14 protein-coding genes are annotated in these 11,904 nt (G+C 62.5%); 9 read left to right on the top strand and 5 right to left on the bottom strand.

The features are described from left to right. Positions 1-89: 89 nt before the first annotated feature. On the bottom strand, positions 90-1,169 hold the full coding sequence (locus tag IEX85_RS22870; RefSeq protein WP_188862961.1) for a zinc-binding metallopeptidase family protein: 1,080 nt from the start codon (positions 1,167-1,169) through the stop codon (positions 90-92). Between the two features lie 215 nt (positions 1,170-1,384). Between IEX85_RS22870 and IEX85_RS22865 the strand changes: the two genes are divergently transcribed. The 9 genes from IEX85_RS22865 (at position 1,385) to dnaB (ending at position 8,301) form a co-directional block, all read left to right on the top strand. Continuing rightward, entirely contained in the window at positions 1,385-1,978 is a 594-nt protein-coding gene (locus IEX85_RS22865; protein ID WP_188862960.1) for an aminodeoxychorismate/anthranilate synthase component II, read from the top strand. An 11-nt stretch (positions 1,979-1,989) separates the two neighbouring features. After that, positions 1,990-3,033, top strand: coding sequence for an anthranilate phosphoribosyltransferase (trpD, locus tag IEX85_RS22860; RefSeq protein ID WP_188862959.1), 1,044 nt, complete (start codon positions 1,990-1,992; stop codon positions 3,031-3,033). Further along, positions 3,030-3,839, top strand: a complete 810-nt coding sequence (gene trpC / locus IEX85_RS22855; RefSeq protein WP_188862958.1) for an indole-3-glycerol phosphate synthase TrpC — start codon at positions 3,030-3,032, stop codon at positions 3,837-3,839. The genes trpD and trpC overlap by 4 nt, the downstream gene beginning before the upstream one ends. Positions 3,840-3,863: 24 nt before the next feature. Next, positions 3,864-4,274 carry an OsmC family protein gene (locus IEX85_RS22850; RefSeq protein ID WP_373290945.1) on the top strand — a complete coding sequence of 137 codons (411 nt, stop codon included), beginning with the start codon at positions 3,864-3,866 and terminating at the stop codon, positions 4,272-4,274. 368 nt (positions 4,275-4,642) lie between these two features. Then, positions 4,643-5,059, top strand: coding sequence for a 30S ribosomal protein S6 (gene rpsF, locus IEX85_RS22845; protein ID WP_188862956.1), 417 nt, complete (start codon positions 4,643-4,645; stop codon positions 5,057-5,059). Between the two features lie 34 nt (positions 5,060-5,093). Beyond that, complete coding sequence (rpsR, locus tag IEX85_RS22840; protein WP_188862955.1) at positions 5,094-5,321, top strand: 30S ribosomal protein S18; 228 nt, start codon at positions 5,094-5,096, stop codon at positions 5,319-5,321. Positions 5,322-5,339: 18 nt separating this feature from the next. Beyond that, positions 5,340-6,188, top strand: coding sequence for a hypothetical protein (locus tag IEX85_RS22835; RefSeq protein ID WP_188862954.1), 849 nt, complete (start codon positions 5,340-5,342; stop codon positions 6,186-6,188). Positions 6,189-6,227: 39 nt separating this feature from the next. Beyond that, positions 6,228-6,674, top strand: coding sequence for a 50S ribosomal protein L9 (rplI, locus tag IEX85_RS22830; RefSeq protein ID WP_188862953.1), 447 nt, complete (start codon positions 6,228-6,230; stop codon positions 6,672-6,674). Positions 6,675-6,903: 229 nt separating this feature from the next. Further along, complete coding sequence (dnaB, locus tag IEX85_RS22825; RefSeq protein ID WP_188862952.1) at positions 6,904-8,301, top strand: replicative DNA helicase; 1,398 nt, start codon at positions 6,904-6,906, stop codon at positions 8,299-8,301. Here the strand turns inward: dnaB and IEX85_RS22820 are convergent. The 4 genes from IEX85_RS22820 to tsaA all read right to left on the bottom strand — a co-directional run bounded on the left by IEX85_RS22820 (position 8,298) and on the right by tsaA (position 11,803). Continuing rightward, a complete protein-coding gene (locus IEX85_RS22820; protein WP_188862951.1) occupies positions 8,298-8,729 on the bottom strand; it encodes an acyl-CoA thioesterase in 432 nt (143 codons plus the stop codon). The two genes, dnaB and IEX85_RS22820, sit on opposite strands and share 4 nt — an antisense overlap. A 244-nt stretch (positions 8,730-8,973) precedes the next feature. After that, the gene (locus tag IEX85_RS22815) at positions 8,974-9,501 is read right to left on the bottom strand and encodes a glycine zipper 2TM domain-containing protein (protein ID WP_188862950.1); all 528 of its coding nucleotides are present in this window, start codon (positions 9,499-9,501) and stop codon (positions 8,974-8,976) included. A gap of 180 nt (positions 9,502-9,681) precedes the next feature. Continuing rightward, positions 9,682-10,971, bottom strand: a complete 1,290-nt coding sequence (bioA, locus tag IEX85_RS22810) for an adenosylmethionine--8-amino-7-oxononanoate transaminase (RefSeq protein ID WP_188862949.1) — start codon at positions 10,969-10,971, stop codon at positions 9,682-9,684. 118 nt (positions 10,972-11,089) lie between these two features. Next, positions 11,090-11,803 carry a tRNA (N6-threonylcarbamoyladenosine(37)-N6)-methyltransferase TrmO gene (gene tsaA / locus IEX85_RS22805; protein ID WP_188862948.1) on the bottom strand — a complete coding sequence of 238 codons (714 nt, stop codon included), beginning with the start codon at positions 11,801-11,803 and terminating at the stop codon, positions 11,090-11,092. Between the last annotated feature and the right edge of the window lie 101 nt (positions 11,804-11,904).

Here is an 11,904-nt window from a genome sequence, read left to right as displayed (position 1 = left end):
GGATAGGCCCGTGTTGGGTTACGGTCCTTCGGACCTAGACCCAACCTACGAGTCGGCACATCGTATATCAAATGCACGGACCGGATGGGTCACCCGTCACCGTTTGCCCGCACTACCCGATGCACGAAGGACAGCTTCTCGATCGCCTTCGGCGCCAGAATAAAGGGGTAAATGTCCGCCTGGCCCATGCTCTGGTTCAGGCTGTTCAGCGCGTAGGTGATGGGCAACCACTGTTCGATCAGCAGCGCGAAGTCTTCGCAGTCGTAAGGGTCGAAGTGCACGCCCGCGCTGTTATCCTCGCTGCCCTCCGCACGGGGACTGACCCTCAGCCCGAAGGCGCGGGCGGTTTCCAGGGTGTCGGCGATGTGCAGGTAGTGGGCCCAGGTCTCGGCCCAGTCCTCCCAGGGATGGCTGCTGGCGTAGGCGCTGACGAAGCGGGTCTGCCAGCCGGCGGGCGGGCCCTGGCGGTAGTGGCGCTGCATTGCCTGGCCGTAGTCCAGAGACTCGTCGCCGAACAGGGCTCGGAACTCCCCGAGCCATTGGCCGTCCCGCACCAGCCGGTCCCAGTAATAGTGGCCGGACTCGTGGCGAAAGTGCCCGAGCAGGGTGCGGTAGGGCTCGGCCATCTGCTGTCGCAACTGTTCGCGTACGGCATCATCCGCCTCGGCGATGTTAAGCGTGATGAGGCCCGCTTCGTGGCCGGTGAGTACGCGTCCTGTCTCGTTGAAGGCGCCGGCGGGGTCGTCGGCCAGAAAATCGAAGGCGAGACCGCCTTCTGCATCCTGCTGCTTGCTGAGCAGCGGCAGCCCGAGTCGCAGCAGGCTGTAGATCAGTCGCCGCTTTTCCGCTTCCAGCCGTTGCCATAGCTGTCGGTTGCCCGGGGTGCGGAGGTCGGGAATGGTGTGGTTGAGCCGGCAGGCGATACAGAACGCCTCAGGGTCGGCGGCCGGCAGCATCCAGTTGCAGGCGCCGGACTCGGCGTAGTTGGCGCACTGGCGGTAGCGGTGCTCCGCCCCGTCACTGGTGTACCACTCGTCGTTGCCGGCCGGGTCGAGAGCTGCCAGGTCGAGCCGGTCCGGCAGAAACCCCAGCCGGTGCCCGCAGCGGGTGCACTGGACGTTGTCGAAATAGAGCGTCTGGCCGCAGCTGTCGCAGGTAAAGATCTTCATCCTTCACGTCTCTCTTCGCTGCCGGGTTTGCGTCGATGGTGCGGGAATCGGTGTCTTGCTGCAACAGCCTGTTTCCGATGAGGATTTGCCGGCCAACTCGTGTATTATTTCGAGTCTGTTCAGAAATGCCGTCAGCCACGGCGGGGCAGGGGCACCCGGGTGTTTTTCGCAGGCACCCTCATGTAACGACAGATTTTAAAGGGGTTGGGCGCAATATGCTGCTGATGGTCGACAACTACGACAGCTTTACCTACAACGTCGTGCAATATCTGGGCGAACTCGGCGCCGACGTGCAGGTATACCGCAACGATGAGATCAGCATCGAGCAGATCGAGGCCCTGGCGCCCGAGCAGCTGGTGATATCGCCGGGCCCCTGTACTCCGAACGAGGCCGGTATTTCGGTGCCGGCGATCGAACACTTCGCCGGCAAGCTGCCGATATTCGGTATCTGTCTGGGTCATCAGAGCATCGGCCAGGCGTTCGGCGGCCGCATCGTGCGCGCCAAACAGGTGATGCACGGCAAGACGTCCAAGGTCTATCACAAGGGTGTCGGCGTGTTCGAAGGCCTGCCCAATCCGGTTGAGGTGACCCGTTACCATTCGCTGGTGATCGAGCAGGCCAGTCTGCCGGACTGCCTCGAGGTCACCGCCTGGACCCAGAACGATGACGGCAGCCTCGACGAGATCATGGGTGTGCGTCATAAAACGCTGGATATCGAGGGCGTGCAGTTCCACCCGGAGTCCATTCTCACCGAGCAGGGTCACGAACTGCTGGCCAACTTTCTCAAACGCCGCGCCGAGGCGGCCTAAGGAGAGCGACTATGAATATTCAACAGGCGATCAGCAAGGTGGTGGATCACCTGGACCTGAGCCGCGCGGAAATGACCGATATCATGCGTCAGGTGATGACCGGCCAGTGCACCGATGCCCAGATCGCGGGCTTCCTGGTGGCGCTCAGGATGAAAAGCGAGTCGATCGAAGAGATCACCGGCGCGGCCGAGGTCATGCGTGAACTGGCGACGCCGGTTGTGATCAACGCAGGTCCGCTGGTGGATATCGTCGGCACCGGCGGTGACGGCGCCAACCTGTTCAACGTTTCAAGCGCCAGCGCCTTCGTGGCCGCGGCGGCGGGCGCCAAGGTTGCCAAGCATGGCAACCGCGCGGTTTCGTCTTCCAGCGGCAGCGCCGACCTGCTCGAGGCCTGTGGCGTCGATCTTTCGCTGTCCGGTCAGCAGGTGGCTCGCTGCGTCGAGAACACCGGCGTCGGCTTCATGTTCGCGCCGGGTCATCACAGCGCCATGAAACATGCCATCGGCCCGCGTCGTGAACTGGGCATGCGCACCCTGTTCAATATTCTGGGGCCGATGACCAATCCGGCCGGCGCGCAGCGTCTGGTGATCGGCGTGTTCAGCGAGGCCCTGTGCCGTCCTATGGCCGAAGTTTTGCGCGAGCTCGGCGCCGAGCATGTACTGGTGGTGCACGCCAATGACGGCCTTGACGAGATCAGCCTTGCGACCCAGACCAAGATCGCCGAGCTGTGGAATGGCGATATCCAGGAATACACGCTGACGCCGGAAGACGTCGGCATCGAGAGCCAGAGCCTGATCGGACTCGAGGTCTCGAGCGCGGAGGAGTCGCTGCGCCTGATCATGGCTGCTTTCAACAATGAAGACAGCAGCGTCGCCGGCAAGGCCCGATCGATGATCTCGCTCAACGCCGGGGCCGCGATCTACGTTGCCGGTCTGGCATCGACGCTGGCTGACGGCGTCGCCCTGGCGCGCAAGCAACTCGAGAACGGCCAGGCGCTGGCCAAGATGAAAGAGCTGGCGGCCTTCAGCCAGCAGGTAGCGAAGGAGCAGGCATGAGCGATACCCCCACGGTTCTGAAGAAGATCCTTGCACGCAAGGCCGAGGAGGTCGCCGAGCGTTGTGCGCAGGTGACGGTCGCGGACCTCGAAGCGCGTATCGCCGCACAGGCGGGCAGCGACACCGACCCACGCGGTTTTGCCGACAGCCTGGCCCGCACCATAGCAGAAGGCCGCGCCGCGGTGATCGCCGAGGTGAAGAAGGCCAGCCCGTCCAAGGGTCTGTTGCGCGACCCCTTCGAGCCGGCCGACATCGCCCGTTCCTATGAGCGCGGCGGCGCCAGCTGCCTGTCGGTGCTTACCGATGTGGACTTCTTTCAGGGGGGCGACGCCTATCTGCAGGAGGCCCGCGCCGCCTGCTCGCTGCCGGTGATCCGCAAGGATTTCATCGTCGACCCCTACCAGATATACGAAGCCCGTGCGCTGGGCGCCGACTGTATTCTGCTGATCGTCGCGGCGCTCGACGATGCCCGGATGGCGGAGCTCAATGCACTGGCGCTGGAGCTGGGCATGGACGTGCTGATCGAGGTGCACAACGAAGCGGAACTGCATCGTTCCCTGGGCTTCGGTAACCGACTGGTCGGCATCAACAACCGCGACCTGCATACCTTCGAGGTGTCGCTGGACAACACCTATCGCCTGCTCGACCAGATTCCGGATGACCGCATCGTCGTAACCGAAAGCGGCATCCTGAGCCGCGATGACGTTGCCGCCATGCGCGACCGAGACGTCAATGCCTTCCTGGTGGGCGAGGCGTTCATGCGCGCCGACGACCCGGGCCGGAAACTCGCCGAACTTTTCGACTGATCAAGGAACAAGCTCAAGATGACAATGCACGCCACCGTAGAGTGGGTTGGGGACGACCGTTACAAGGCCACCACCGGTTCCGGTTTCGACGTCATGATCGACCGCGACCTCAAGGAAGGCGGCCGTCCGATGGAACTGCTGCTGGCGAGCCTCGGCAGTTGCAGCAGCGTCGACGTGATGGCGATCCTGCGCAAGAGCCGCCAGGACGTCGTCAGCTGCGTGGTCGAGGTATCCGGTGAGCGCGCCGATGCCGTGCCGGCGGTGTTCACCGCCATCCACGTCAAGTTCATCGTCACCGGCCGCAAGCTCAAGGAAGCCCACGTACGCCGCGCGGTGCAGCTGTCCGCCGAACAGTACTGCTCGGTGTCGCTGATGCTGGAGAAGGGCGGCGTCGAGATGAGCCACAGCTACGAGATCGTCGAAGCCGACGCCTGATATGTGGGAGCGGCGTACCCAAACTTACGAGCACTTCCCCGCCGCGAATATCCATCCGCCTGCGGTAAAAAGCTTCGTCGCGGGGCGCGACTCCTACGGGGAATGTTCGTCGCGGGGCGCGGCGATACTGTCTGGTGCAGGAGCCCACTCCGTGGGCGAATATCTTTGGTATGAGGTGTTCGCCCGGAGACCGGGCTCCTACAGCCCACTCACCACGAGTGCTATCCTCTCTATTGCAGCTGCGCTTCGATAAGCGTAGAATGCCGCGTCCTTTTGTACATAGGGCATATGTACATTTTAACCTCCTTGCTTTCGTCGCATCGGCATGAACCGGGCGATCGAAGGCTGCAAAACCGAAAGGAGCTACAATGCGTCATTACGAAATCGTCTTTCTGGTTCACCCGAACCAGAGCGAGCAGGTTCCCGCGATGGTTGAGCGTTACACCGGTCTGATCGAAGGTGCTAACGGTACTATCCACCGCATGGAAGACTGGGGTCGCCGCCAGCTGGCTTACCCGATCAACAACGCTCACAAAGCACACTACGTTCTGATGAACGTCGAGTGCGCCCAGGAAACCCTGGACGAGCTGGAAAACATGTTCCGCTACAACGACGCCGTTCTGCGTAACATGGTTATCCGTCGCAAAGAAGCGATCACTGATGTCTCTCCGATCAAGGCTTCTGAAGCCCGCGAAGAGCGCAAGCCGCGTCGCGAAGAGCCGAAGTCTGACAAGCAGGACGAGAAGCCGGCCGAAGCTAATCAAGAAGAAGCTACCGCCGAGTAACCCCCAGCTGATATTTGTTTGAGGAGAGATCAACATGGCTCGTTTTTTCCGCCGCCGCAAGTTCTGCCGTTTCACGGCTGAAGGTGTCAAAGAGATCGATTACAAGGATCTGGACACCCTGAAAAGCTACATCACCGAAACCGGTAAAATCGTACCGAGCCGCATCACCGGCACCAAGGCGCGCTACCAGCGCCAGCTGGCGACCGCGATCAAGCGTGCACGTTTCGTCGCACTGCTGCCGTACACCGACAGCCACCAGTAAGCCGTTGGTGTAAACGTCATGCGTAAGCTGGCTGAGCTGATCATGCGCGGCCGCACGCAGGCGATTGTGGTGGCGACCATCGCCGCCATGCTGCCGCTGCTGTATTGGCTGAGCGCGGCAGCCGTTGGACTGGTGACACTCCGGCGCGGCCCGACAGCGGGCGCGGGGCTCCTTTTCTGGAGTCTGCTCCCGTCGGGAGCCTGGGCACTGAACGGGGATCCGACCCCGTTGCTGATCATCGTGGGCACCTATGTGCTGGCGGTGATCCTGAGGCAAACCGTCTCCTGGCCGCAGACCCTTGCCGTGCTGCTGCCGGTGGGTGTGGTCGCCGGCATCGCTCTGGAGCAGATGCTCGGTGACCTCTTGAACGAACTGGTTCAGGTCACCCAGGAGATGACAGCGGACACGCCATCGACCATAGGGGGCGTGGCACTGGATGCCGACTGGTGGTTTCAGCTGTATGCCGGCGGCCTCGGCGCCGCTCATGCGGCAATGATGCTGGCCAGTCTGGTTCTGGCCCGCTGGTGGCAGTCGACGCTGTACAACCCTGGCGGTTTCCGTCAGGAGTTTCATCAGCTGAGACTTTCGCCGGGGCTGGCGCTGCCGATCATGGCGGTGCTGGCGCTGGGACCGCAGTTTGGTCTCGATCCGGTGCGCTGGTTGCCTCTGCTGCTGTTGCCGCTGGCGTTCGCCGGTCTGGCACTGGTCCACGGCAGTGTGGCCAAACGGGAATTGGGCGGTACCTGGCTGTTCATGTTCTACATGGCGGTCGTGATACTGGGCCCTTACGTGATTACGCTGCTGGTACTGCTGGCCGTTATCGACAGCCTCGTCGATATACGCCGCCGCATACCGGCCAAGACTTAGGACTGCAACGCGCGTTGCAGAACGAAAGAGGTTTACGAGATGGAAGTTATTCTGCTCGAGAAAGTAGGCAAGCTGGGCGGCCTGGGCGACAAGGTCAAGGTCAAGGCAGGTTTCGGCCGCAACTACCTGGTTCCGCAGGGCAAGGCTGTATCCGCTACCGCTGACAACATTGCGAAGTTCGAAGAGCGTCGCGCCGAACTGGAACAGGCTGCTGCTTCCAAGCTGTCCGATGCTCAGGTTCGCGCCGACAAGCTGAACGAACTGGAACTGTCCGTCGTTGCCAAAGCCGGTGACGAAGGCAAGCTGTTCGGTTCCATCGGCACCAAGGACATCGCTGACGCTATCAGCGGTGCCGGTATCGAAGTGGCCAAGAGCGAAGTTCGTCTGCCGGAAGGTGCTATCCGCACCACTGGCGAGTTCGAAATCAGCGTTCAGCTGCACCCGGAAGTTTCCGCGACCATCAAGCTTAACGTCGTAGGCGAGTAAGCTTGCCGGAGCCCCTCGGGGCTCCCTGGCAATTGTCGTGAAAAAAGGCACCGCGTAGAATACTGCGCGGTGCCTTTTGTTTTTGTGACGGGTGATGCGTTACGTGTGACAGGTTACGCGTCACCCGTAACCCGTAACTTTGGTGCGGTGCGCTTCGCTTACCGGCACCCTGCAATGACAAGCGCCAACCCTGTTAACTGTAATCTGTTAACTCTTAACTGGTTTTTCCATGGATATCGCTGAACTGCATGACGACGACGTGGCGAGCATCAAGCTGCCACCGCACTCGATCGAAGCCGAACAGTCCGTGCTCGGCGGCCTGATGCTGGACAACGGCGCCTGGGACACGGTGTCCGAGGTGGTGACCGAGGACCTGTTCTATCGCCGCGACCACCGGCTGATCTACCGGACCATGGAGAAGCTCGTCAACGCCGCTCAGCCGCTCGACGTGGTGACCGTATCCGAGGAGCTGGACCGGACCGGCGAGCTGGAATCGGCCGGGGGGCTGGATTACCTGGTGGCGCTGGCGCGCAATACGCCCAGCGCATCCAACATTCGCGCCTATTCGGAAATCGTGCGCGACCGGGCGCTGCTGCGCCAGATGATCTCGGTGGCCCAGGAGATTTCCGACAGCGCCTTCAACCCCGAAGGCGTATCGCCCGAGGACCTGCTCAACGACGCCGAGCGCAAGATCTTCCAGATCGCCGAGAGCCGGCCCAACGAGGGCGGCCCCGAGGCGGTCAACCCGCTGCTGAAGAAGGCGGTCGAGAAGATCGACTTCCTGTTCAACAACTCGGACGCGATGACGGGCACCACCACCGGTTTCGACGATCTCGACGAAAGCACCGCGGGCCTGCAGCCTTCGGACCTGATCATCGTTGCCGCGCGTCCGTCGATGGGCAAGACCACCTTCGCCATGAACCTGGTGGAGAACGCGCTGATGGGAACCGGGCGCCCCTGTCTGGTATTCAGCCTCGAGATGCCCGCCGAGCAGCTGGTCACCCGTATGCTGTCGTCCCTCGGGCGCATCAACCAGACCAAGGTGCGTACCGGTCAGCTGGAGGAGGAGGACTGGCCCCGCCTGACCACGGCGGTCAACATGCTGCGCGACAAGCCGCTCTACATCGACGACACCTCGGGCATCAGCCCCAACGAAATGCGTGCCCGGGCGCGGCGCATCAAGCGCGAGCATGGCGATCTCGGCCTGATCATGGTGGACTATCTGCAGCTGATGCAGGTCAAGGGCACCAAGATGGAGAGCCGCACCCACGAGATCTCGGAGATCTCACGCTCGCTCAAGGCGCTGGCCAAGGAGATGGAGTGCCCGGTGGTGGCGCTGTCGCAGCTCAACCGAAGCCTCGAGCAGCGCCCCAACAAGCGCCCGGTGAACTCGGACCTGCGTGAATCCGGCGCCATCGAGCAGGACGCCGACGTCATCATGTTCATCTACCGGGACGAGGTCTACAACGAGGACAGCGAGACCAAGGGCATCGCCGAGATCATCATCGGCAAGCAGCGTAACGGTCCTATCGGTACCGTGCGGCTGGCCTTTATCGGCCAGTACACCCGTTTCGAGAACCTGGCGGCCCAGCACTACGAGCAGTACGGCGGTTTCGACGGCGGCTAGGCCGTCTTGACCATGCGATCGCGAAATCCCTGCGGGATCTCCTGCACCTTGCGCCGGCTGTAGTCGAAGAACACCATGCCGGTGCGGGCGTGGGCGACTTCCACCGCGCTCTTCTTGTTGCTCAGCAGGTAGTAGAAGTCGAAGCCGTACTTCTCCAGGTCGCTGACGGTAACATCGACCTGCAGCACATCACCGTGAAAGCCTTCCGCCTTGTAGATAATGGTCGAGTCGGTCATCACCAGGCCTATGCCCTCGATATCGAGTTCGCTGTAGTGGTACTGATTCAGAAAACGTACCCGGGCTTCGTGAATCAGCGACAGCATCGCATCGTTGCTGAGGTGGCCGCCGTAGTTGATATCGCTGATCCGTACCGGCAACTCGGTGGTGAAGGTGAAATGCGCAGGCATCTCAAGCTTGCGTCTTGGCATTGCGACTCCTGAAAACGGCTGAAACGAAGTCACAAAGGATAATGCCCCGTCGCGCTTGGCGAAAGGGTAAAGGGCCCCCAAGCAGGGTATTGAAAATCGTTTTCGAGGCCGCCTAGGCAAGGCAAAAACAGGCGAAAAAGCGCAGTTTAGTGCACTAAATGAGCATTTTGAGCCTGTTTTTAACGAAGCATTCGGCAACGCAGATAGATTTTCAGCAGCCTGCTAGGTGAGGCCCTGGACAATATCAGTCGATAACGACCTGGCCGTCGCGCACCGGCAGAGTCGCGCCGGGCTTGCGCTCCATCCGCACCGTGGCGACCTGTTCGCCGAGACGGTAGCGGACATCGTAACCGACCAGGTCCTTGCGGGTATCGGTGACGGTATGGCACTGGCGCTCGGTGGTGGTGTAGGTGTCCTTTTCCTGCATCGATTTCTGTACCTGGTTGCCGGCGTAGCCGCCGGCCGCGGCGCCGGCGATGGTGGCCAGCTTCTTGCCGCTGCCGCCACCGACCTGATTGCCGAGCAGACCGCCGACGACGGCGCCGAGTGCCGACCCGGCAATCCGGTTCTGGTCCTGCACCGGCTTCTGGTGCGTTACCACGCGGTCTTCGCAGACTTCGCGCGGAACCTGGGTCGTCTTGTAGGCTTCGCTGACCTTGAGCACCTCGGCTTCGGTCGGGGCAGCGTTCATCATCTGGTAGCCGGCGACGCCCGCGCCGGCGGTAGCGATGCCGACGCCGAAAAGGGCGCCGACCAGCATGGATTTGTTCATGGCTCTTTCCTGAGTAAACGGTTTTCCGTTCAGTGTGTCGCCATGCTAAAGCCCGGTGCCTGTACCGCAGTTGAACGGCGATCGGCGTGCGCTGTTCTGTTGTAGGAGCTCGCTCTGCGAGCGAATCATGACGCCGCTTGAAAAGCTTCGCCCACGGAGTGGGCTCCTACAGTTGACCTGTCAACGATGGTGCGCAAGTACCCTGACCATACCGCCGGTAAGCGTTGCCAGATCCTCATCGCTCATCACGTACGGCGGCATCACGTAAACCAGCTTGCCGAAGGGCCTTATCCACAGGCCTTCGGCAACGAATGCCTTCTGGATCCCGACGGTGCTGACCGGCTCTTTCATCTCCACCACGCCGATGGCGCCGAGTACCCGCACCTGGGCGACGCTGTCGAGTGCTGCAGCCGGCGCCAGGCCGCGTTTCAGCCCCTGCTCCAGCCGTGCGACGTTGCCGGCCCAGTCCTGCTCCTGCAGCAGACGCAGGCTGGTGGCCGCTACCGAGCAGGCCAGCGGGTTGGCCATGAAGGTCGGGCCGTGCATGAAGCATCCCGCGCCACCGGCGGAGATGGTTTCGCCGATCTCGGCACGGGTCAGGGTCGCGGCAAGGGTCATGTAGCCGCCGGTCAGCGCCTTGCCGACGCAGAGGATATCGGGGGTGATGCCGGCATGCTCGCAGGCGAACAGCTTGCCGGTACGGCCGAAGCCGGTGGCGATCTCGTCGGCGATCAGCAGCACATGGTAGCGGTTGCACAGCTCCCGGGCGCGACGCAGGTATTCGGGATGGTAAAAGCGCATGCCGCCGGCGCCCTGCACGATCGGCTCGAGGATCAGCGCGGCGACTTCCTGGTGGTGGTCGGCCAGCAGCTGCTCCAGACCTTCGATATCCCGGTCGTTCCAGTCGCCGTCGAAGGCGGTTTCGGGGCGCGGCGCGAATAACTGCTCCGGCAATACCCCGCTGAAGATTTCGTGCATCCCGGTGACCGGGTCGCAGACCGCCATGGCGCCGAAGGTGTCGCCGTGGTAGCCGCCGCGAATGGTGAGCAGACGGTGCTTGCGTGTCTGGCCGCGGGCGTGCCAGTACTGGATCGCCATCTTGATGGCCACCTCGACCGACACCGAGCCGGAATCGGCGATGAACACCCGGTCGAGGCCGTCAGGGGTCATCTCGACCAGCCGTTGTGCCAGCTCGATCGCGGGGGCATGGGTAATGCCGCCGAACATCACGTGGGCCATGCGGTCGATCTGGGCGTGGGCGGCGGCGTTGAGTTCGGGGTGGTTGTAGCCGTGGATCACCGACCACCAGGATGCCATGCCGTCGATCAGCTCGCGCCCGTCGTCCAGTTGCAGCCGCACGCCGCTGGCCGCCACCACCGGATAGGCCGGCGGCGGGTTGATCATCGACGAATAGGGGTGCCAGATATGCTGCTGATCGTACGCAATCTGTTCGGCTGTCAACTGAGGCATGGCTTGCAAGGCTCCCTGTGGCGAAGATGAAAGCGGCTAGGGTACCGCAAAATCCCATGCGTGTGGCAGCCGTAGGGCACCTTGAGCGCAGCGAAACGTGCCGATAATAGCGGTTGCCTCAGTCTTCCGCCGGCGTGATCGAAAGTACCTCGATGCGCTCGGCGTCGATGCGCCAGCGGATATTGAGATCGTGCAGACGGATGCCGTATTCCCGGTCGTGCTGCTGCTTCTGGTAGGCCGGTCGCGGGTCGCAGCGCAGCAGTTCCTCGATCTGGCGGCGCAGCGGTTCGCCGAGACGGTGTCCGTAGTCGTCGCAGCGCCGCTCGGCCGCGGGCGCGAAAATCACCGGCAGGTCCAGCAGTTCGATCTGCTCGGCCAGTGCAAAGGTGGCGTCGTCGATACGGTCGGAGTAGGGCAGGTAGGGCTTGATGTCCAGTACCGGGGTCTGGTCCAGCAGATCGGCGCCGCTGATGTCCAGCAGCACCCGGTCACCATCGAAGCGAATGGCATCGAGCCGCACCGGCGACAGGCCAATGGGGTTGGGGCGAAACGGCGAGCGGGTGGCGAAAACGCCGAGGCGCTGGTTGCCCCCGAGGCGCGGCGGTCGCACCCGCGGTTTCCAGCCTTTGCCGACGCACTCGCTGAACAGGAACAGCAACCAGATATGACTGGCCATTTCCAGGCCGCTGACCGCCTCGCGGCTGCCGTAGGGCGGCAGCAACTCCAGCGTCGAGCGTACCGAATGCACCAGCCCCGGCTGGCGCGGGATGCCGAATTTTTCCTTGTAGCCGCTGTGGATCAGGCCGATCGGCTCGAGTTCTATCGCTTGCATCGGGGCGCCCTGCTGTCAAAGCGCCCGATTATAGCCGCAGCGGAGACCGGGGCCCAAACGGTTGGGGAGCCTGTGAACCGGTCCCGGAGTCTGATTGGGAC

The sequence above is a fragment of the Marinobacterium nitratireducens genome (assembly GCF_014645375.1).
GTDB lineage: Bacteria > Pseudomonadota > Gammaproteobacteria > Pseudomonadales > Balneatricaceae > Marinobacterium_A > Marinobacterium_A nitratireducens.
The sequence above is the reverse complement of the archived record's forward strand: the minus strand, read 5'-3'. Positions and strand labels throughout refer to the sequence as shown.